The organism is Polynucleobacter sp. UB-Siik-W21 (genome assembly GCF_018687415.1).
In the GTDB taxonomy this organism is placed as follows: domain Bacteria; phylum Pseudomonadota; class Gammaproteobacteria; order Burkholderiales; family Burkholderiaceae; genus Polynucleobacter.
In genome coordinates this window covers 1,101,093-1,122,715 of sequence record NZ_CP061289.1, presented here as the reverse complement: position 1 = coordinate 1,122,715, position 21,623 = coordinate 1,101,093, and the positions used below count along the sequence as shown (strand labels likewise).

Sequence of the window (21,623 nt, the reverse complement as noted above, 5' to 3'; positions counted from 1 at the left end):
TTACTTGCTAGGAGTTTTGCCCACCATCTTGGCAGCCCTTAAGAAGTCAAAGTCCACGCCTTTATCCGCTTGTGTAACAGTATCGAGGAACAGCTTCTTGTAGCCACGCTCTGCGGTTGGCGAGATGACTGGATTTTCTTTGGCGCGTTTTTCTAATTCTGCTTCAGAAATCAAGAGGCTAATCTCCCGGTTTTTGACGCTGAGACGAATGCGATCACCATTACGGACATGGGCTAAGGGGCCGCCAATCGCAGACTCAGGGGTGACGTGCAGCACAATCGTGCCAAAAGCAGTGCCACTCATACGGCCATCCGAGATACGCACAATATCTTTAACGCCAGCACGAGCCAACTTCATCGGAATCGGAATATAGCCAGCTTCGGGCATTCCAGGTGCGCCTTTAGGGCCAATATTTTTTAGAACAATAATATCGTCGGCAGTGACATCCAAATCTGGACTATCGATGCGATTGGCTAGGTCTTCTGAGTTTTCAAAGACTACGGCTCGACCTTCATGCTCCATGAGTTTTTCATCTGCAGCAGATTGCTTAATAATAGCGCCACCGGGAGCAAGGTTGCCATGCAGAACGGCAATGCTGCCACGAGGATAAATCGGATTACTCATTTTTCGAACGACATCTTGCTTGAAGCTTGGCGGGCCCGCATCGATTTCCTCGCCCAAGGTTCTTCCCGTTACAGTCATCGTACCCAGTTTTAAGAGTGGTTTAAGTTCACGTAAAAGCGTAGTCATGCCACCTGCATCATGGAAATTTTCCATGTAATGATCACCGGATGGTTTTAAGTCAACCAAGACCGGGGTCTCATTACCCATTTTGTCGAGCGCATCAAGATCAATTTCTAGACCCATGCGTCCAGCAATAGCTGCTAAATGAACAATGCCATTCGTAGAGCCACCAATCGCCAGCAATACCCGCATCGCATTTTCAAAGGCATCTGCTGTCAAAATCTGATCAATCGTTAAACCATCTTTGGCCATCTGTACTGCGCAGGCACCAGTTTCTTCAGCAACCCGAATACGGTCTGCAGTCACAGCAGGAGGTGTGGCACCCCCAGGCACTGTCATGCCAAGTGCTTCGGAGATACACGCCATGGTGCTAGCGGTACCCATCACAGAACAAGTGCCGACGCTGGCGACCAGTTGATCGTTCACTTCATCTTTTTCAACTTCATCAATCTCGCCGGCGCGGAATTTACCCCAGTAGCGGCGACAGTCAGTGCAAGCGCCAACCCGTTCACTCCGATGAGAGCCCGTGAGCATAGACCCAGTAATCAGTTGAATAGCAGGTAAACCTGCTGAAGCTGCGCCCATCATTTGGGCGGGAACAGTTTTATCGCAGCCGCCAATCATCACAACGGCATCCATCGGCTGTGCTCGCAGCATCTCCTCGGTATCCATCGACATCAAGTTACGTAGATACATACTGGTTGGAGCCGCAAAACTTTCATGAATGGATATTGTCGGAAATTCCATGGGCAAACCACCAGCCAACATCACACCACGTTTTACGGCCTCGAGTAATTGCGGCATATTGCCGTGGCAGGGGTTGTAGGCGCTACCGGTATTAATGATGCCAATGACTGGTCGATCTAAAGCGCTATTGGTGTAACCAGCCCCTTTAATAAATGCTTTGCGTAAAAATAATGAGAAGCCTTTATCGCCATAACTCGTTAGACCTTTGCGCAGGCCTGTTTCCGATGGAGTTTTGTTGTCTTTTGGTTTGGAACTCATGCTTGTCTCAAGGGTTGATGATTAAAAGGCTGTTTTGCTCATTGTAGCTATTTGGGCGCAGTATGGCCTAGGGGTTGCCGCCCCAACGGTATTGCCAGGAGATGCCAACAGCGTTGTAGCTCGTATCAGTGCGTGAGTAGACTCCCTTGCTACCAGTGATTCGAATTGAGTTTTGCTTATCAATTGGATAGGAGAGGGTGCTACCAAAGCGCCAATTTTCTTGTGTACCGTTAACGGGAATCCCATTGACATAAGTTTGACCGCCAGTGAAATAGGTGGCATCAGCAGAGACCCATGCCGTATTGGGGAAGTAATAAATCACATGGGTTTCACCAGAGTAGATTGGGCTTTGTGAAAGGGTGTTATTACCTAAATAATTAGTATTGCTGGTGTAAATGGTTCCATGCTAGCTAACTCTAGCCTCCAAGGTCCTAGTGCTTGGGAAAGTCCCATGGCTGGCTGAATCAGGGAGCGATTGGCACCAACATTAATCATCTGATTGCTGTTGTACTCACCCCAGGGAATAGTGGCAGCGATACTCGCCCCAATGATTAAGTTCTGTTGATAGTCTCTGAACTGACTGTTGGATAGTGCAGGCGCGCCATAGAGATTGACAGAGGCTTTGATCATGGGATCTGAGAGTCCTTCCGCTGAGGCATTTATCGCTTGGCCACCAACATGACCTGTACCCGATAGCTCCCCATAAGGCAGCGCCAAGGTAAGTCTGCCAGATTGTCCGGCGACATCAATCACGTGAGTCAGACTAACTGCTTGAGTATGGAGGGTGTAAGAGCCACTTTTGGCCTGCGCAATACCGCCGGTGACAAAGTTCATGCCAATAGGCGCATTAGAGTAAGCGCGGGCTTCTATTTCTTGGGCTTGAACATGAGCGATAGAAAAAGATAAAACAAAGATCAAGCAAAGGCGGGCAGCTAGCACTCGCAAGGATAACTGCCTTAAATACAAATTATTTACTTTCTGAAATGCGGCTGCCGAAAAATAAGCTCAGTACATTTTCTTTGCCCATCATCATTTGCATAGCAGTAAAAATGAGATAGGGCCACACTATCAACCAATAGACCAAAGCCATTGCAATAACGTGTAAGGGGTCAGCTTGTCCAAAAGCAGCCATGGAAGCTAGAAAATTTTTGCCATGAATGGCGCCATCAATCCCAGCTTCGAGATAGTTTAGAGATAAAACAATCGCTAGATAAATGAAGGATTCAACAAAAAGTGATTTCAGAATGCCATAAGTCTTATTCACTTTGATCGGGAAAATCGCTTGGCCAATCAACATAAATTTTGCCGAAAGCCCAGCCTTGATCAGTGCTAGGCCAAAAATAGTCAGCGAAATAGGGCGCTCATGTAGTGAGGTGACGCCCAAAAACGTGAGAGAGCAAAACCAAATGCCAAAATAAATAGAAAGGGCTAATGCCTTTTCAGCTTCACCTATCAATCCTTGCAGCAGGCTACGTTTAGGATCAGTTGTAGCTGGTGTATTGGTCATGAGGGCAATCTATAGGACTGCGATTAAGCATTACAACAAGATTCGCCACTTGAGCATGCAGAGCTCACTTCAACGGGTGCAGGTTCATTGGTATAGCGAGCAATATAGGCCTTCTTATCTTTTAAGGCCAGCTTGATCCATACAAAGTGTCCTGAGCCGGGTGCAACAGTAATAGGCTCTCCCTGCATATTCCACATCGCATCTAAAACCATATCTTGATTGCCTTGAGGTTCGATGACTTCGAGTTTGTCGCCAACAGAAAAACGATTCTTGACGTCGATCTTCACGCGACCATTAGACTGATCTATATCGAGAGTTTCACCGACGTATAAGCTTCTGCCTGAGAGCGAGTAACCTCGCATATAGAGTTGATACTCTTTATCGTGGTGGCGTTCATAGAACCCATCGGTATACCCACGGTTGGCTAAGCCTTCAAGATTACCAAGCAATATTTTGTTGAATGGTCTGCCTGCAACAGCGTCATCAATCGCTGAGCGATAAGCTTGGCAAGTGCGAGAAACGTAATAAGGAGACTTGGTGCGACCTTCAATCTTAAAAGAATCTACACCCATCTTAGTGAGCCGTTCAATATGTTCAACCGCTCGCAAGTCTTTGGAGTTCATGATGTAAGTACCATGCTCATCCTCTTCCATAGGCATCAATTCATCCGGCCTTCTGGCTTCTTGGAGCAATACAACATCACCACTTTGATTTTGTTGTCCTGGTTTTACTTTATAGTCCCAACGGCAAGCATTAGTGCAAGCACCCTGATTCGAATCACGATGTGACATGTAACCTGAGAGTAAGCACCGTCCAGAGTAGGCAATGCATAAAGCACCATGTACAAAAACTTCTAGTTCCATTTCTGGACAGTCTTGACGAACCTCTTCAATCTCATCGAAAGAGAGTTCGCGAGACAAAATGACACGACTAATGCCAACTGAACGCCAAAATTTTGCAGAGGCACCATTTACCGTATTCGCTTGCACAGACAAATGAATTGGCATGTCTGGCCAGGCTTCTCTAGCCATCATGATCAAACCAGGATCTGACATGATGAGAGCATCTGGTTTTAGCGCTACAACTGGAGACATATCTCGAATATAAGTCCGCGTCTTTCCACCATGAGGCAATAAATTAGAAACGAGATAAAACTTTTTTCCTAATTCGTGGGCAGTATCGATACCTTGTTTAAGAACTTCAATCTTTCCGAAGTCATTATTACGAACGCGTAAGGAATAGCGTGGCTGACCTGCATAAATAGCATCTGCTCCAAAATCAAAAGCAGTTTCGAGCATTTGGAGGCTGCCCGCGGGGGCTAGTAGTTCTGGCGTTTTCATCATGGGGCTATTTTAATGCCTGCTTAGCCCATTTGCTTGGTGAGAAAGTGCCCTAAATGTGCTTAAAAGGCCTCATTTAGGGGTTAATTCAGATGCTCAGCAGTTTATTCGTCTGCGATGGTGTTACGTAAGACGCCAATAGACTCAATTTCAATCTCACAGATATCACCTGGCTTCATAAAGACAGGAGGTGTTCTTGCGTAACCTACGCCAGCAGGAGTGCCCGTGATCACAACATCTCCTGGCTCTAAAGTCATACATTCAGAAATCAACACAATAGTCTCTGCAACACCCCAAAGAAAATCTTTGGTATTGGCGTTTTGCATCACTTGACCATTTAAGCGTGATTGAATATTGAGACCATCACATCCTAGGGGAAGTTCATCTGGCGTCACTAGCCATGGACCGAATGCACCCGTTTGATCAAAGTTTTTACCAATCGTCCACTGAGTAGTTTTACGTTGGTAATCACGAATGCTGCCATCGTTGAAGATGCTATAGCCAGCAACGCAATCTAAGGCATTGTCTAGTGTTAGGTGACGCGCTTTCTTGCCAACAATAAAAGCCAGCTCAGCCTCGTAATCGAGTTTGTCAGATACCTTTGGTCGAATTATCGGACTTAAATGCGCTGTCATGGAACTTGGGCCGCGCATAAAAAAGCTCGGGTATTCAGGTCTCGCGTTACCACCTTCTTTTGCGTGGTCAGCATAGTTCAAGCCCATGCAGACAATTTTCCCCGGTCTTTCAATGGGAACCTTAAAAGAAATCTCTTTGAGGTTGCCGCCGATTGCTTTGGAGTTTTTAAGTGCCAAGTCTGCTCGCTCCAATTGCTCTGGAGATTGAATGATTTCTTGTAAGTTATTCCGAATGAGTGGATCTGTGGCGCACAGATCAATATAGGTATCGTGACTACCTTTTGAGAGGGCGCCAACACTCTCATATCCATTTGGACCTCTAAAGCCAAATAGCCTCATATCAATATCTCCAATTTCATTGTTTGATTTCTATCTAAGTCATGCAGTATAGGACAGCCTTCATGCATTAAAAGGCCGACTATTCACCCATTTAAAGGCCTCCTAGCCTATTAAAGTATGATAACTTTTCAGTCATACGCATGAATATTATTAATTATAAGAAAGCATAAAAACATCATGGATACACCAAGCACGCTGCTCAATGGTGGCCAGATCCTGGCAAATGCTTTGGTAAGGCAAGGGGTGGATATTGCCTTTGGTGTGCCAGGTGAGAGTTTTCTTCCCTTATTAAATGGGCTGGTAGATCATCCCAAGTTTCGATTTATTACTTGCCGACAAGAAGGTGGTGCTGCCTATATGGCAGAGGCCTATGCAAAGTTATCCGGTCAGCCAGGTGTATTGATGGTCACGCGTGGACCAGGTGCATCAAATGCCATGATTGGCATGCACACTGCTTATCAAGATTCAACGCCCATGGTTTTATTGGTAGGTCAAGTGGGCACTGATATGGTTGAGCGTGAAGCCTTTCAAGAAATCGACTATCGCCGCATGTATTCAGAATGTGCAAAGTGGATTGGTAGTATTGATCGCGTTGATCGCATTGACGAATTTGTTTCGCATGCATTCCACGTAGCACAGGCAGGTCGCAAAGGACCTGTAGTGTTAGCTTTGCCAGAAGATGTGTTGTATATGACTGGCCAAGAAAACCCTGTGAAGCCTGCACATATCGTTCAGCCAGGCTTAGATGGGAATGTTTTTCAACAGGCAATGCAAGCTTTTGCATCAGCCAACAAGCCTATGGTCATTGCCGGTGGGGGCAATTGGAATAGTGCTGCCTGTGAGGACTTGAGAAGCTGGGTCAATAGAGAAGGTGTACCGGTGGCGACCAGCTTTCGCTCACAAGATGTCATTGATAATCTAGATCCAGCGTTTGCAGGTGATTTAGGTATCGGTGCCAATCCTGCCTTAGTGAAGCGGATTCAAGAGGCTGATGTTCTTTTGGTGATTGGTGAGCGCTTAGGAGAAATGACAACGGCGGGATACAGCTTATTGTCTGTTCCGCAAACTAAAGCAACATTAATTCACGTCCTCTCAGGACCCGAAGAGTTGGGTCGCGTTTATCGCCCAGACTTTGCCCTTAATTGCAGCCCAGAAAATTTTTGTGCAGCACTCAAGATGGTAAAGATGGCTAAGAATCATGACTCAGCAGTCATGAAGACGGCGCATGCTGAGTATTTAACATTCTCAAGCCCGGTAACTGTTCCTGGTGATCTGCAGTTGGCGCAGATTATGGCTTCATTACCAAGCTCTATTCCACGTGACTCAATTATGACTAATGGCGCCGGTAACTTTGCTACTTGGGTGCATCGTTTTTATCCCTATGGCCCTTATAAAACGCAATTAGCTCCAGCCAATGGATCCATGGGTTATGGACTGCCAGCAGCAATTGCTGCCAAAATAACCAATCCTGAAAAGGTGGCGATTGCAGTTTGCGGTGACGGTGATTTCATGATGAATTGCCAAGAGCTGGCAACGGCAGCACGGTATGACGCCTTTCCAATTGTTTTTGTGGTGAATAACAATATGCTCGGAACAATCCGCATGCATCAAGAGCGAGAATTTACCTCTCGCGTGATTGCCACAGGCTTAACTAATCCAGATTTTGTGAAGTTTGCCGATAGCTTTGGTATGCCAGGATTTAGAGTGACTAAAACGGCAGAGTTTGCGCCCGCATTTGCAAAAGCGTTAGCAAGCAAGAAGGGTGCATTAATAGAATTGGTGCTCGACCAAGAAGTGATCTCGCCAAGCAAGCTACTTTCCCAATTAGGAAAGTAGCAGGGTCAATCTACCTTCGCTCCAGAATCTTTTACAACCTTAGTCCACTTCGCAATTTCATTTTTGATGAAGTTTGAAAATTGGGCTGGTGTATTGCCAACCGGTTGTGCACCCATGGCTATGTATTTCTCTTTGACTGCGGCACTATTGATAGCAGCCATCAATACAGAACTATCTTTATTTAAAATATCGGCAGGCATATTTGCAGGGCCCACTACTCCAAACCAAGAGGTAGCTTCATAACCTGGGAGGTTTGCTGCTTCAGCAATGGTTGGCAAATCTGGGAATGCAGGAGACCGTTTAGCGCTCGTCACTGCTAATGCTTTTAAACGTCCAGCTCGAATATAGTTAATCGAAGACGGTAAGTTATCAAACATGATGTCAACGTTGCCGGCCATGAGATCAGTCACCGCTGGCGGGCTTCCTTTGTAGGGGAGGTGAACCATATAGGTTTTAGTCATTGATTTAAACAGCTCGCCAGCCATATGGATGGAGGTACCGTTACCGCTCGATGCCATATTGACCTTGCCTGGATTGGCTTTGGCGTAAGCAATCAGATCATTTACGCTATTGATGTTGTTCTTAGACGCAAATTCTGGATTGAGCACTAATACGTTAGGCAACTCGGCGACCAAGGTAATCGGTGTGAAATCCTTAATCGGATCAAATGGTAATTTACCGCCACCTTGTGTGTAGAGCGGCAGGTTGATGCCATGTGTACCTACTGATGCCATGAGCCAGGTGTAACCATCAGGAGCAGATTTAGAAACAATCTCAGCACCGATATTGCCGCCGGCACCGGGCTTATTGTCGATGATGACATTCCACTTAGCAGTACTTAACAGTTCATTTTGGAGTGGCCGAGCAATATTGTCAGTTGCGCCACCAGCCGGGAACGGAACAATAAAACGGATTGGCTTATTGGGGTAATCAGATTGCGCAAAAGACGTTTGCGACCCTGCAAAGAAGGTAGCAATGATGATGCAGCACTGCATTGCACGGATAAACGCGTTAAAAGGGCTACTTTGAATCATTGCCATCTCCTGTTGATGAAAATCATTCTGATGATGATTTTTAATTGCTTAATTTAAGCATAACAGAGCAAACTGAGGGGATCAAAATGAAAAAGGGCCTAGATTTCTCTAGACCCTTCACTTATTTGGCTCCTCGACCTGGGCTCGAACCAGGGACCTACGGATTAACAGTCCGGCGCTCTACCGACTGAGCTATCGAGGAATAAGCCGATATTATAGCAAGATGAAATCACTTCTTCCCACTTCTATCCGTATCCCTAAGGTACTGACCATTGCTGGCTCGGATAGCGGCGGCGGAGCAGGACTTCAGGCCGACCTCAAAGTAATCACTGCCCTCGGTGGCTATGGGATGTCTGTGATCACAGCTATTACAGCTCAAAACACTTTAGGGGTTACGCGTATTCAGGATGTCGACTTAGATGTCGTGGAGGCTCAAATCGATGCTGTTTTATTAGATATTGGCGCTGATATCGTCAAGATCGGTATGTTAGCTAGCCCAGAAATTGTTCGCACTGTCGCCAAAACACTTCGCAAGCATGGTGTCAGCAGAATTATCTTAGACCCTGTATTGCGCGCAACCTCAGGCGCAAGTTTGGGTGGTGACGATACTGCTCAGGCAATGATGCAAGAGTTATTTCCAATGGCAACACTGATCACTCCAAATTTAGATGAAGCATCTTTACTATTGGGTCACGATATTACTGGCCCAAATGAATTTCAATTCGCAGCACAAAAATTACTCGAGATGGGTCCGCAAGCAGTTCTGATTAAGGGCGGTCATCTTGATGCAAGCCACACTCAAATTACTGACTATTTAATGTGGCGCACGATTGAAGATAGTCTTGAAGTGGTTCAGTCAAAAGAGTTCAAACACTATCGCGTGAATACTGCAAATACTCACGGTACCGGCTGTTCTCTTGCTGCGGCGATTGCGACTTATTTAGCGGATGGTCATGATTTAAGTCATGCGGTTGCCAAAGCGATTGCTTATGTTGAGGCAGGACTAGAAGCGGGCCGCTTCTTGAGTATTGGGAAGGGTCCTGGCCCGCTTTGGCATATGCACGATTTTTATCCAACTGCTTTGCCAAATGAAGAAAGTAGTTAAGCCCAATAGCTGCTATTGAGATTTTTGCTGACTTATCCGCATTGCTTAGCCTAAACTTTTTATAAAAATTAAATATAAAAGTTATTTTCGATACTTCTAGGCTATTAGCTATAGAGGTAATACGATAGCGAGCATGTTATTTTCCTCGTCTCCCTTTTTGGAATTTTCGAAGTCTACCCGCAAGATTAATAAGCGCTACAAGATCAATGATTGTAAAGAGCTTCTGGTACTGGAGGCTGTGTTAGGAGCTTATTCTGATGGTGTGGAATTTTCGGTTTTAGATCTAATCTTGCTTGGTGATATTGCTTCACAAGCTACCCTTCATTCCATTATGAAGACTTTGATCTTAAAGAAGATGATAAAGACCGAGACTTGTAAGCGTGATGCAAGACGTAAGTATGTATTGCCCACTAAACAGGGCTTATCCTGGCTCAAAGATAAAGACGAATTATTAGCTAGTTCTCAGAATCGATGAGAGGAAAATAATTGTACAGATTACTCGTTCGAAAGTCTGTAGCTTCATTGATTTTATCTCTTGGGTTTACAGCTCAATCACAAATGGCGCTCTCGCAAACATCTAAAGGTGAAGCTGTCACTTGCTACAAGAATGTCATTAAAGAGCCATTTGCTTTCTACGGCAATCCTGGAGATGTATTTACCCTCTATGACAACTCTACTTGGAAAGTGGCGTCCGGCGGACAATATGAGTATGTTCCGGTTCGCTACAAAGATGTTTTAATCTGTCCTGCTGTGGGTAAATTGTTGATTGGCAATAAAGCTTTATCAATTTCTAAAAACTAAGTTTGCATTAATGCTTGCAGGTGTTTGACGGCAGCCTTAGGATCTTTGGCTTGTGTGATAGCTCTCACCACCGCAACAGAACCTACGCCACTCTTAGCAACCACATGAATGCTTTCTTGATCGATGCCACCAATGGCAACTAATGGATAGTGACTCATCAATTTCGCATATTGATACAGTCTGCCTAGTCCTTGTGGTGCCGTGGGCATTTTCTTCAGGTTAGTCGCGAAGACTGCGCCCATCGCAATATAGCTAGGACAAAAACGGTCTGCATGAGCTAACTCAGCATAACCATGAGTGCTTAAGCCCAGTCTTAAACCTGCCGCCCGAATTTTTTCCAAATCAGCAGTGTCTAAATCCTCTTGTCCGAGATGCACTCCATAAGCCTGTGCATCTATAGCCTCTTCCCAGAAGTCATTGATAAAGAGTAAGGTCTTGCTGCCTTCAACCGCTTTGACAGATTCTTTAATTTGTTTTCTGATTTTGTAGCGATCTTCAGATTTAAAGCGCAATTGCACAGTCGGCAGTTCAGCTTCAACCATACGCTTTACCCAATCAGCATCGGGCATGACACCATAAAGTCCCAAGCGCTTCGGACATTCTTTAAAAGCATTTGGATTCATATTGCGCATCCAAGGCAATAAGTCGAACTGCTCTGGTCTGCTGGGCCACTTAAACGGATTAAAACCACCATCATGCAAGGTCATGCGTGACCATGCTTTCCCTAAGACTTTGGCATCCGATTCAATAAAGCCCATTTCAATAGCAGCAAGTGCGCCAGCAAGTTCGTAATGATCAGTTGCAGCCTCATTATCAATGCGTGGAGGAGGTAAGCTCATGGAAAATTGTGGCAATGGAATACACAATTCATCGCCTTTATGCGCTTGAATAATCTGATCGGCAAGGTCACGTACTAGACTCATGGATTAGTCTCTAGGCTTGATGCCAAAAAGGTGTGCCAACTAAAGGGGTGCTTGCCTGGGCAGACTCTTGCGGTTTCATGGCGCCTGACAGGTAAGCGGTACGACCTGCATCTACAGCCATCGCAAAGGATTTAGCCATAGCCACAGGATCATTTGCAAGGGCTACAGCAGTATTCAGTAGTACGCCATCAAAACCCCATTCCATTACCGTGCAAGCATGGGAAGGAAGCCCTAATCCCGCATCCACAATCAATGGCACCTTGATACGGTCACGCAATAATTTCATGGCATAAGGATTCAGTGGGCCTTGACCAGTACCAATAGGCGCAGCCCAAGGCATCACTGCTTGGCAACCTACATCCACCAAACGTTGGCACAAAATCAAATCTTCAGTGCAGTACGGTAACACCTTAAAACCATCTTTAATTAAGGTTTCTGCTGTTTGCACAAGGCGCAACGTATCGGGTTGCAAAGTGTAGTCATCGCCGATGAGCTCTAACTTAATCCAATCACTCTCAAACACTTCGCGCGCCATCTGGGCAGTAGTAATGACCTCTTGCGGACTATGGCAGCCTGCTGTATTTGGTAGAACGGGTACTGACATTTTCTTGAGCAGATCCCAAAAGCCGCTATGGGCTTCAGTAGTGCTAGTACCCTGGCGACGCAAGCTTACGGTAATCATCGCTGGATTGGCCGTCTCTACTGCATTCTCGAGCACCTGTGGAGAAGGATAGCGTGAGGTGCCTAATAGTAAACGGCTGGCAAAGCTCTCGCCGTATAAAACGAGGGCATCAGCGCTATTCAGATTATTGGGCAATGGTGCAGTCATGAATAGTAAATAGGGGATTAGCCGCCAGTGACTGGGGCAATGACTTCAATCTGATCATTTTCATTGAGGGGAAATTGATCGTATTTCGTTTTGGGTACAAAGTTCAAATTCACCGCAACTGCATAAGGCGGTTTTGCATTAATCAAGGACAGCGCATCTGAGATCATACTCTGACTCGGAAGCTCATATTCGATTTGGTTGACGATTACACGCATACACTTGCCTCATGATTGCTAGTGTTACTGGTAATGCTCAAACCCAATTCGAATGCAGTATTGCTTTGACCAACTTCTAAGAGCTCTAATGTGGAATCTAGCACAGCTGGAGATATCATAAATCCATGGCGGTAGAGACCATTGATCATGATCAAATCTGATAAGCCTTTATCTTTCTGCACCCAAATTTCTGGCAAGTTATTTTTCAAAGTAGGGCGACATTGGGTTGCCATCTCTAAGATGCGGGCTTCAGCAAAGCCGCTATGCACGGTATACACCGCACTGAGTAACTCCATCGCAGAGCGCACACTCATCTCCGAAAGATCATCAGACTCAATCTCCGTTGCACCTACAACGTAGACGTCATTCTCTTTAGGGGCGATATAAATGGGGTAACGAGGATGAATCAAGCGAGTAGGTCTGCGTAATTTGACCTCTGGGGCAAAGAGTCGCACCACTTCACCGCGTACTCCTCGCAAGCTCTTGCCAGTTGAGGTCCAAGCATCTTTGGCGCCATTACCACGGCAATCAATTACACATTGGTATTGACTGTCATTACGCAATTGCTCCGGATCTACCGCAGTATTCCAAAGACAATTGACTTTCAGAATAATTAATTCTTGTAATAGAGCATTCAGTAATTGACGATTATCGAGTTGACCTTCGCCAGGTAGATATAAGCCTTGTATAAATCGATCTGCGACACCAGGTTCAAGTTTGCGTAACTCTGCACTATTGAGTTTTTGCGGCAGCGTTAATTGAGGAATGTGACGACAATTCTTTTCAAGATGATTGGTAAAGCGCTCGGCTTCATTAGCATCTTGTCGATGCCACAAAATTAAAGTGCCATCTTGCTGAAAATAGACTGGATTAGAGAGTTCGCTTATGAGCTGTTTCCAGCGTGGCAAGCTATGAATACCCATGCGCACCACCGAATCCTCGGTAATAGCAGACTCAGCCAATGGGGCCAGCATGGCAGCAGCAATACGAGCAGCTGCACCGCTTGCATCAGAACCACCTTGATCAAATAAATCAACTTGCGCTCCACGCTGAGCAAGCGCTACCGCCAGGAGCCGACCCATGAGGCCGGCGCCGACGATGGCGTATTTGCTGGACATAGACAAAGCTTGATTCATCGTAGTTACTGATAAATTTCGCTTCCGCGCTTGCGGAACTCTGCAGACATTTCTTCCATACCCTTAGCGGCGTCGGTCACTTCTGCAATCGGAATGACTTTAGAGCCTTGCTTGGGGTTGCCATCAGCGTCTAATGTAGCAGCATAGTCACGCACTTCTTGTGTGATTTTCATCGAGCAGAACTTCGGACCACACATTGAGCAGAAATGCGCAATCTTGGCGCCCTCAGCAGGTAAAGTAGCATCGTGATATTCACGGGCACGTTCAGGATCTAAGCCGAGATTAAATTGATCTTCCCAGCGGAACTCAAAACGGGCTTTCGACAAGGCGTTATCGCGTACTTGAGCACCAGGCAAACCTTTTGCAAGGTCAGCACCATGCGCTGCAATCTTATAGGTGATGATGCCTTCGCGCACATCTTCTTTGTTTGGCAAACCTAAATGCTCTTTCGGTGTGACATAGCAAAGCATCGCTGTGCCATACCAGCCAATTTGTGCTGCACCGATGCCGCTAGTAATATGGTCATAACCAGGGGCGATATCGGTAATCAATGGTCCGAGGGTATAGAAGGGAGCTTCTAAGCAATGCTTGAGTTCTTCAGTCATATTCTCTTCAATGCGCTGCATCGGAACGTGACCAGGACCTTCAATCATCACCTGCACATCATGTTTCCAAGCCTTGGCAGTCAGTTCGCCGAGAGTATGGAGCTCACCAAACTGGGCTGCGTCGTTTGAGTCAGCGATGCAACCAGGACGTAAGCCATCACCTAAGCTAAAGGAGACGTCATAGGCCTTCATGATTTCGCAAATCTCATCAAACTTGGTGTAGAGGAAGTTCTCTTTGTGATGAGCCAAGCACCATTTAGCCATGATGGATCCGCCACGGGAAACGATGCCAGTGATTCGGTCAGCTGTCAGCGGTACGTAACGCAGTAATACACCAGCGTGAATTGTGAAGTAGTCCACACCTTGTTCAGCTTGCTCAATTAAGGTATCGCGGAACATTTCCCAAGTGAGATCTTCTGCGATACCACCAGTTTTATCTAAAGCTTGGTAAATCGGTACTGTACCAATTGGAACTGGTGAGTTACGAATAATCCACTCACGGGTTTCATGAATATGTTTACCAGTAGATAGATCCATGATGGTGTCAGCACCCCAACGAATCGACCAAACCATTTTCTCTACTTCTTCATTGATTGAAGAAGTCACAGCAGAGTTACCTAAGTTGCCATTGATTTTCACACGGAAGTTACGACCAATAATCATTGGCTCTAATTCTGGGTGATTAATGTTGGCTGGAATAATGGCGCGACCAGCAGCAATCTCAGAGCGCACAAATTCACCGGTGACGATGTCAGGCAGATTGGCGCCATAGCCTTTACCGGGATGTTGTTTGAGTAATTGCTTATATGCAGGATCTTTACGAAGTTGCTCTAGACCCATGGATTCACGTAAGGCAACGTATTCCATTTCTGGAGTAATAATGCCTTTGCGGGCGTAATACATTTGACTGACGTTATTGCCTGTCTTAGCAACCCGTGGCGCACTTATATGCGCAAAACGTAAGTTTTGAGTTGCCTCATCTTGGGAACGCGCAACACCATACTCAGAGCTGGGTCCAGAGAGTTGTTCAGTGTCATTGCGTTCTTTAATCCAAGTCTCACGCAATCTTGGCAGACCTTTTTCCAGATTGATAACGATTTCTGGATCGCTGTATGGGCCTGAAGTGTCGTAAACAGGAACGGGTGGATTAGCAACCAGTTCTTCACCAACCCGAGTTGGTAATTGCTCAATCATGCGTATCGGTGCTTTGATATCTGCACGTGAACCTTGTAAATAGGTTTTGGTAGATGCAGGATATGCAAATTTTTGACCGAAGTCGCGTTCTAAGCTCTTGAGGCTCGGAATTTCATGTTTAGTGGTTTTGGGGCTAGCTGTACTCATGTCCATCTCCTAACTGTTTTAGATGGACGAAACCGGGTGTCGGTCTGATGTAACTCCCCACGCCAGCATTACCTGGATCGGGTTCTAGGGTCTTTCTCAGCGCCTGTGAGCAAAATCTGCTCTAAGGGCACCCCTGTTTCATCCTTAAGGAAGATTTAACCACGAAAAGCCGCTTTGCTGCAGGATGCTGTCCAAGAGGGGCAATGAGGGGTCTAAAAGGCTATTTATTGCGTCGCAAAAGGAAATCGGCAGTCACAAAAGCAGCATCGCTCGTGAATTCATCGGCAAGAATACGGGCAGCGGCTTCCGCAAAAGAAACGTTAATAAAGCCACTCACTTCACCATCATGATTGGTAGGAATGAAATTATCGGCTAGCACCAGGTCATACACATAGAGTTGCTCATCATGAAAACCGCATCCTGAAAGCGGACGACGCATATGAATGCGAGTTATGGGCTCAATCGCATCGGCAATTTGCGCGGGCACTCCGGCTTCTTCCCAGAGTTCACGTCGCGCACAGACCCAAGGGGTTTCATCAGCAGAGATTCCGCCGGCAGCCATGTTGTCTAACCTGCCTGGATCGGTAGCCTTATTTTCACTGCGCCTGCCCAACCAAATTGTCTGGCTCTTGGTGTAACCATTGATATGGGTTGCCATACTACGAAATCCAAAAGTACGAAAAGCAGCTCGCTCCAGACTAAAGTATTGATGACCGTTTTGATCGACCCAAGCAAACTCTTCGTTTCGCCATCCAGGGATAAAGCCACCCAAGCGCAGGTGGTTCGCTAGCTGATTTAAGCTCATTGATACATCTTTAGGCTTGCCTAAGTGAATACTTAAGCGATCATTACCCATCGAAATCAGTGGAACAGCTTGTTTCTTGAGAAGCTCTTGCAGGTAAGGAATAAATTCAGGATTAAGGTAGCCAATAGCCTGCTCCTCACTAGCGCCACGAGCAAAATAAATTGGTAAGTAATCAGCGGGAGCAGAGCGCGCCGTATTCTGGAGCATTTCCTCAAGGGCGGCGATGGTGCTATTAGATAAGGCAGTCATTCGTTGAAGTGTAAGGGAACTTGACTTCCTCCGCCGCAATTTGTCAAGACTTCCTAACACAAAACTGAGAAGCAATAGGAATACGCATCGCAAAAATTTGCAGAAGAAGACATGCTGATAATTTAAGCAAGCTAGGTCGGTCTATATAAATCTGCGACTTACGAAAACTTTTGCCGATTTATCCACATTGCCTGTGGATAACTCTGAATACATTGTTGGTCCCGCCGACAGGAATCGAACCTGTATCCCACGCTTAGGAGGCATGTGCACTATCCATTGTGCTACGGCGAGTAGTAAAACTTTTTCCTTAATGATTAAAGAATGATGCTAAGGAAAATTTGACTACATTCATATTTACCAATGATTGCTTAACTGCGAACTTCACTACCAACCGCATAAAGCCCACACTTGATTGCTAATGGCGATCATCATATCGGGTGCATAGTATGCAGAAAAAATGATGAGTAATACAAGCAATGCGAAGCCATAAAAAATCCACTTCCTTAAAGCTAGCTTAAGCTGCTTAAGCATTGGCGACTCTGGCAATGGCACGCTCTTTCACTGGTAAATTGACTAAGAACGCAAATACTCCTAATGCAATCGCAATCTGCCAAACAATCAAGTAAGAGCCTGTGCGATCAAACAAATATCCCCCTAAGAAAGCACCACAAAAACTACCCAATTGATGAGAGAAAAATACTAAACCTGAAAGCATTGTCAGGTATTTAACACCAAAGATTTGCGCCACAATGCCGTTGGTTAATGGAATTGTCGAAAGCCACAAGAAACCCATGATGGCAGCAAACACATAAGTGCTCATAGGACTTGGTGGGATCAATAAAAATGCAGTGATTGCAAACGCACGACCTAAATAGATTCCTGAGAGCAGATAACGCTTTGGAAAGCGTTGCCCAAAATATCCAGAGCCATAGGTACCAAAGATATTAAATAGTCCAATTAAGGCAAGTGCAGTAGTGGCAACTGCAGGTGCGCCTACGGCAGGATAAATAGAAGATAAATCTTTAAGGTAGGGTGCTAAATGAACTGCAATAAAGACCACTTGAAATCCACAAACAAAATAACCTAGGGTCAATAATTGAAAGCTCGGATTATTGATGGCCTCTTTTAAAGCTTCTTTAATGGTTTGATCACCTAAGTTATGGCTGTGAACAAAATTCTTCTCACGCAACATAAACGCCGTCGGAATCATCAGGCTGGCCATTAAGCCCAACATTAAGAGCGCGTCTTGCGCACCGAATGCGCTTAACAATCCTTGTTCTGCGGGGATCATCAGGAATTGACCAAACGAACCTGCTGCTGCTGCAATGCCCATTGCCCAAACTCGTTTATCGGCAGGCACGTTACGACCTAAGATGCCATAGACTACGCTGTAGGTGGTTGCAGTTTGTGCTAAACCAATGAGTAAACCGCCCGCAATGGTGAAATTAAGTGCATCAGTGGAAACAGCCATGCCTGCTAAACCGAGCGCATAAAGTACGCCACCAGCAATCATGATTTTGAATGATCCGTAGCGATCTGCTAGTGCCCCTGTGATTGGTTGTACAGCGCCCCAAATGAGATTTTGTAGGGCAATCGTTAAGGCAAAAGTTTCACGACCCCAACCATTGGCCGTGGTGATGGGTAAATTGAATAAGCCAAAACCATGACGAATACCCATGGAGAGTGTGACCATGAGCCCACCAAAAATAAGGACTTGTTTCATGGTGAGAGAGGGTTTAGAGATAGCGGTCATTAAATGATTCCCTTATTGCGAAGTGCGGCGATTGATTTGTCATCCATATGGAGTCGCTCTTGAAGTACTTCTTGAGTATGTTGCCCGAGAGTGGGCGGAGCCATACGAACTTCAGTAGGTGTTTTGGATAGTTTCATAGGGCTAGCTACTAATTTCATATTGCCAACCGTTGGATGCGGCACATTAATTTGCACATTGCGTGCAATTACTTGTTCATTTTCAAATACTTCTTTGAAATTATTAATCGGACCGCAAGGCACATTGGCTTGCTCCAGCAGAGCAATCCATTCGCCCTTAGTCTTCTTGCGTGTCATTGCCTCTAATAATGGAATCAGTTGTTTGCGATGTTGCACACGTAGGGGGTTGGTTAAAAAAAGTGGATTGTCTGCTAGATGAGCTTCGCCCCCTGCGTTAACAAAATGCCGATACTGGCCATCATTACCTGCTGCTACGATCATCCAACCATCTGAGGTGGGGAAGGTTTGGTAGGGAACAATGATCGGAGAAGCATTACCCCAGCGACGAGGAACCTCACCTGAGGTTAAATAGGCGCTGGAGACATTGGCCATCACAGCGATTTGTGTATCGAGTAAAGACATGTCAATGTATTGACCTTCACCAGTGTGATCACGATGTACTACTGCAGCCAGGATTGCCGTTGAGGCATACATGCCGGTAAAGATGTCGGCAATCGCAACTCCCGATTTTTGTGGGCTGGCCCCTTCAAAGTCATCTGCTTCACCAGTCACACTCATGAATCCACCAATGCCTTGAATAATGAAGTCATAACCAGGTCGATGTGCATAAGGGCCGGTCTGACCAAAACCCGTAATAGAGCAATAGATTAAATCTGGCTTAATCTTTTTTAGGCTCTCGTAGTCCAAGCCATATTTGGCGAGGTCGCCCACTTTGTAGTTTTCGATTAGCACATCGGATTCGGCAGTCAACTCACGAATAATCGCTTGGCCTTCCGATTTGCTGATATCAACCGTAATCGAGCGTTTATTGCGATTGATGCAAATAAAGTAGGCAGACTCGTCAGTTTCTTGACCATGAGCGTCTTTGGCAAAGGGAGGGCCCCAGTGGCGGGTATCGTCTCCAGCGCCTGGGCGCTCAACTTTAATAACGTCCGCACCTAAATCTGCGAGATTTTGAGCGCACCAGGGACCCGCAAGCACCCGGCTGAGGTCTAAAACACGAATATGACTTAAGGCTCCCATGCCCCAATTTTGGCATGGATGACAGGGGAATTCGGGAAAAGTTCCGACTTAGGCTCAGACATGACTACAATTTGCGCGCATGGCTACCCGTAAAACTTCCGAATACAGCGAATCGTCGATTCAGGTCCTCAAAGGACTAGAACCAGTCCGTCAGCGTCCTGGGATGTACACCCGAACTGACAATCCTTTGCATATCATTCAAGAGGTCTTAGATAACGCTTCCGATGAAGCTCTGGGCGGATTTGGTAAGCAAATCATGGTTACTTTGCATACAGACGGCAGCGTAAGCGTGGAAGATGATGGTCGCGGTATTCCAGTTGGTATGCATCCTACAGAAAAGTTGCCCGTCGTCGAAATCGTCTTCACACAGCTTCATGCTGGCGGTAAATTTGAAAAAGGCACTGGTGGTGCCTACGCTTTTTCTGGCGGCTTGCATGGTGTCGGTGTCTCTGTAACCAATGCACTGTCTAAACGATTAGAGGTCACTGTTTGGCGTGATGGTCAAGTTTCTACCTTGACCTTTGCTGATGGCAAAGTGATTGAGAAACTCAAATCCAAATCCTCTACTAAAGACGATAAGTCACATGGCACGCGCGTGCGTGCATGGCCCGACGGTAAATATTTTGATAGCTCCGCGATTCCGATGGCAGATCTGATTCGCTTGCTCAGATCCAAAGCAGTTCTTTTGCCAGGCGTCAAAGTCACATTGATTCAAGAGAAGTCTGGCGACAGTCAAACATGGCAATATGCCCAAGGCTTACGCGGCTACCTCAATGAGGCGATTGCCCAAGCTGGGCATGGTCCAGAAGTGATCCCAGCTTTTGAAGGTGAGCAATACGCTACTGGCACTGGTGAAGATGATTCCTTTGCCGAAGGCGAGGGCGCAGCATGGGTAGTGAGCTGGACCGAAGATGGCGCACCGGTCCGTGAAAGTTATGTGAACTTGATTCCAACACCTGCCGGTGGAACACATGAAAGTGGTTTACGCGAAGGGCTCTTTAATGCTGTCAAAGGTTTTATTGAGATGCATGCTTTGCAACCAAAGGGTGTGAAGCTCATGCCTGAAGACGTGTTCGCACGCGCTTCCTTTATTTTGTCTGCCAAAGTATTAGATCCGCAATTTCAAGGTCAGATTAAAGAGCGCTTAAATTCGCGAGATGCAGTGCGTTTGGTTTCTGGATACGCAAAATCAGCTCTAGAGCTTTGGCTCAATCAACATGTTGACTATGGTCGCAAGCTCGCAGACTTGGTCATTAAACAAGCACAGGCTAGAACACGAGCTGGTCAAAAAGTCGAAAAGAAAAAGTCTTCTGGCGTTGCGGTACTTCCTGGAAAATTGACGGATTGCGAGAGTGAGGATATTGCCCAAAACGAGATCTTCTTGGTAGAGGGTGATTCAGCAGGCGGCTCAGCCAAAATGGGTCGTAATAAGGAATATCAGGCCATCTTGCCCTTGCGCGGTAAGGTTTTGAATACTTGGGAAGCAGAGCGTGATCGCCTATTTGCAAATAATGAAGTCCACGATATTGCGGTAGCGATTGGTGTTGACCCACACGGTCCGAATGACAATCCGGATCTCTCTAACTTGCGTTACGGCAAGGTTTGTATCTTATCTGATGCGGACGTTGATGGCGCGCATATTCAAGTATTGCTGCTCACCTTGTTTTACAAACATTTTCCAAAACTCATTGAGTTAGGCCATGTCCATATTTCTAGACCGCCGCTCTTTAGAGTAGATGCACCTGCGCGTGGTAAAAAACCAGCACAAAAAATTTATGCGCTCGATGCGAGCGAGTTGCAAGCCATTGAAGATAAGTTACGCAAGGATGGCGTCAAAGAGTCTGCCTGGCAGATCTCTCGCTTTAAAGGCTTGGGTGAGATGAGTGCTGAGCAATTGTGGGATACCACCCTCAACCCAGATACGCGGCGTTTGTTGCCGGTTACTTTAGGCACCTGGACTGAAGATGAGACCTTTAAAACCATGGATATGTTGATGGGTAAATCAGAGTCTGGTGCACGTCGTGATTGGCTAGAAGAGCGTGGCAATGAAGTGGAGGCAGATATTTAATGGCTACGAAAAAGACTCCAGGCAAGAAGCCAGCAGTTGAGCAGGCAGATCTATTTTCATCCTCTATCGAAGAGATGGAAATTGTTGAGCTTGATCAGGCTACTGCATCAAAAGGACAATCCTCAACTCCGAA

At 46.1% G+C, this 21,623-nt stretch carries 21 protein-coding genes, 2 tRNA genes and 1 riboswitch; of the genes, 5 read left to right on the top strand and 18 right to left on the bottom strand.

Annotated elements, in window-relative coordinates; translation table 11 throughout:
* The 6 genes from C2756_RS05850 to C2756_RS05825 all read right to left on the bottom strand — a co-directional run bounded on the left by C2756_RS05850 (window position 1) and on the right by C2756_RS05825 (window position 5,570).
* Window positions 1-1,749: an IlvD/Edd family dehydratase gene (locus tag C2756_RS05850; RefSeq protein WP_215317970.1), complete on the bottom strand. Its 1,749-nt coding sequence runs from the start codon at window positions 1,747-1,749 to the stop codon at window positions 1-3.
* Between the two features lie 67 nt (window positions 1,750-1,816).
* Complete coding sequence (locus tag C2756_RS05845; RefSeq protein WP_215317969.1) at window positions 1,817-2,071, bottom strand: hypothetical protein; 255 nt, start codon at window positions 2,069-2,071, stop codon at window positions 1,817-1,819.
* A 47-nt stretch (window positions 2,072-2,118) separates the two neighbouring features.
* A complete protein-coding gene (locus tag C2756_RS05840; RefSeq protein ID WP_251372159.1) occupies window positions 2,119-2,688 on the bottom strand; it encodes a transporter in 570 nt (189 codons plus the stop codon).
* Window positions 2,689-2,716: 28 nt separating this feature from the next.
* The gene (locus tag C2756_RS05835; protein ID WP_215294665.1) at window positions 2,717-3,256 is read right to left on the bottom strand and encodes a hypothetical protein; all 540 of its coding nucleotides are present in this window, start codon (window positions 3,254-3,256) and stop codon (window positions 2,717-2,719) included.
* Between the two features lie 23 nt (window positions 3,257-3,279).
* Window positions 3,280-4,599 carry a U32 family peptidase gene (locus tag C2756_RS05830; RefSeq protein WP_215317966.1) on the bottom strand — a complete coding sequence of 440 codons (1,320 nt, stop codon included), beginning with the start codon at window positions 4,597-4,599 and terminating at the stop codon, window positions 3,280-3,282.
* 101 nt (window positions 4,600-4,700) lie between these two features.
* The gene (locus C2756_RS05825) at window positions 4,701-5,570 is read right to left on the bottom strand and encodes a fumarylacetoacetate hydrolase family protein (RefSeq protein ID WP_215317964.1); all 870 of its coding nucleotides are present in this window, start codon (window positions 5,568-5,570) and stop codon (window positions 4,701-4,703) included.
* A gap of 177 nt (window positions 5,571-5,747) precedes the next feature.
* On the opposite strand from C2756_RS05825, the gene C2756_RS05820 reads away from it, so the two are divergent.
* Window positions 5,748-7,406, top strand: a complete 1,659-nt coding sequence (locus C2756_RS05820) for a thiamine pyrophosphate-binding protein (RefSeq protein ID WP_215317963.1) — start codon at window positions 5,748-5,750, stop codon at window positions 7,404-7,406.
* Between the two features lie 5 nt (window positions 7,407-7,411).
* On the opposite strand, the gene C2756_RS05815 is transcribed toward C2756_RS05820, so the two are convergent.
* Together C2756_RS05815 and C2756_RS05810 are read right to left on the bottom strand one after the other, a co-directional pair.
* Window positions 7,412-8,440: a Bug family tripartite tricarboxylate transporter substrate binding protein gene (locus tag C2756_RS05815; RefSeq protein WP_371817080.1), complete on the bottom strand. Its 1,029-nt coding sequence runs from the start codon at window positions 8,438-8,440 to the stop codon at window positions 7,412-7,414.
* 126 nt (window positions 8,441-8,566) lie between these two features.
* Window positions 8,567-8,642: transfer RNA gene (locus tag C2756_RS05810), tRNA-Asn, on the bottom strand.
* 21 nt (window positions 8,643-8,663) lie between these two features.
* Here C2756_RS05810 and thiD point away from each other — a divergent pair.
* The 3 genes from thiD (at window position 8,664) to C2756_RS05795 (ending at window position 10,346) form a co-directional block, all read left to right on the top strand.
* A complete protein-coding gene (gene thiD, locus C2756_RS05805) occupies window positions 8,664-9,545 on the top strand; it encodes a bifunctional hydroxymethylpyrimidine kinase/phosphomethylpyrimidine kinase (protein WP_215317962.1) in 882 nt (293 codons plus the stop codon).
* Window positions 9,546-9,678: 133 nt separating this feature from the next.
* Entirely contained in the window at window positions 9,679-10,020 is a 342-nt protein-coding gene (locus C2756_RS05800) for a hypothetical protein (protein WP_215317961.1), read from the top strand.
* 11 nt (window positions 10,021-10,031) lie between these two features.
* The gene (locus C2756_RS05795) at window positions 10,032-10,346 is read left to right on the top strand and encodes a hypothetical protein (RefSeq protein WP_215317960.1); all 315 of its coding nucleotides are present in this window, start codon (window positions 10,032-10,034) and stop codon (window positions 10,344-10,346) included.
* On the opposite strand, the gene C2756_RS05790 is transcribed toward C2756_RS05795, so the two are convergent.
* From C2756_RS05790 to C2756_RS05745, 10 genes are all read right to left on the bottom strand, one after another.
* Window positions 10,343-11,269, bottom strand: coding sequence for a thiamine phosphate synthase (locus tag C2756_RS05790; RefSeq protein WP_215317959.1), 927 nt, complete (start codon window positions 11,267-11,269; stop codon window positions 10,343-10,345). The genes C2756_RS05795 and C2756_RS05790 overlap by 4 nt on opposite strands.
* A 10-nt stretch (window positions 11,270-11,279) precedes the next feature.
* Window positions 11,280-12,098 (bottom strand): thiazole synthase, encoded by an 819-nt coding sequence (locus C2756_RS05785; RefSeq protein WP_371817079.1) that lies wholly within the window; start codon window positions 12,096-12,098, stop codon window positions 11,280-11,282.
* A 17-nt stretch (window positions 12,099-12,115) separates the two neighbouring features.
* Complete coding sequence (gene thiS / locus C2756_RS05780; protein ID WP_215294637.1) at window positions 12,116-12,313, bottom strand: sulfur carrier protein ThiS; 198 nt, start codon at window positions 12,311-12,313, stop codon at window positions 12,116-12,118.
* The gene (locus tag C2756_RS05775; protein ID WP_251371994.1) at window positions 12,304-13,431 is read right to left on the bottom strand and encodes an FAD-dependent oxidoreductase; all 1,128 of its coding nucleotides are present in this window, start codon (window positions 13,429-13,431) and stop codon (window positions 12,304-12,306) included. The genes thiS and C2756_RS05775 overlap by 10 nt, the downstream gene beginning before the upstream one ends.
* Window positions 13,432-13,454: 23 nt before the next feature.
* Entirely contained in the window at window positions 13,455-15,395 is a 1,941-nt protein-coding gene (thiC, locus tag C2756_RS05770) for a phosphomethylpyrimidine synthase ThiC (RefSeq protein ID WP_251371993.1), read from the bottom strand.
* A gap of 37 nt (window positions 15,396-15,432) precedes the next feature.
* Window positions 15,433-15,540: riboswitch (TPP riboswitch) on the bottom strand.
* A 75-nt stretch (window positions 15,541-15,615) separates the two neighbouring features.
* Entirely contained in the window at window positions 15,616-16,449 is an 834-nt protein-coding gene (locus tag C2756_RS05765) for an NUDIX hydrolase family protein (RefSeq protein WP_215317957.1), read from the bottom strand.
* Window positions 16,450-16,665: 216 nt separating this feature from the next.
* Window positions 16,666-16,740, bottom strand: a tRNA-Arg gene (locus tag C2756_RS05760).
* Between the two features lie 93 nt (window positions 16,741-16,833).
* Window positions 16,834-16,980: a hypothetical protein gene (locus C2756_RS05755; RefSeq protein WP_215317956.1), complete on the bottom strand. Its 147-nt coding sequence runs from the start codon at window positions 16,978-16,980 to the stop codon at window positions 16,834-16,836.
* Window positions 16,973-18,193 carry an MFS transporter gene (locus C2756_RS05750; protein ID WP_370624043.1) on the bottom strand — a complete coding sequence of 407 codons (1,221 nt, stop codon included), beginning with the start codon at window positions 18,191-18,193 and terminating at the stop codon, window positions 16,973-16,975. The genes C2756_RS05755 and C2756_RS05750 overlap by 8 nt, the downstream gene beginning before the upstream one ends.
* An 8-nt stretch (window positions 18,194-18,201) precedes the next feature.
* Window positions 18,202-19,422, bottom strand: a complete 1,221-nt coding sequence (locus C2756_RS05745) for a CaiB/BaiF CoA-transferase family protein (RefSeq protein WP_215317954.1) — start codon at window positions 19,420-19,422, stop codon at window positions 18,202-18,204.
* 79 nt (window positions 19,423-19,501) lie between these two features.
* Between C2756_RS05745 and C2756_RS05740 the strand changes: the two genes are divergently transcribed.
* Entirely contained in the window at window positions 19,502-21,490 is a 1,989-nt protein-coding gene (locus C2756_RS05740) for a DNA topoisomerase IV subunit B (RefSeq protein WP_215317953.1), read from the top strand.
* Window positions 21,491-21,623 lie beyond the last annotated feature (133 nt).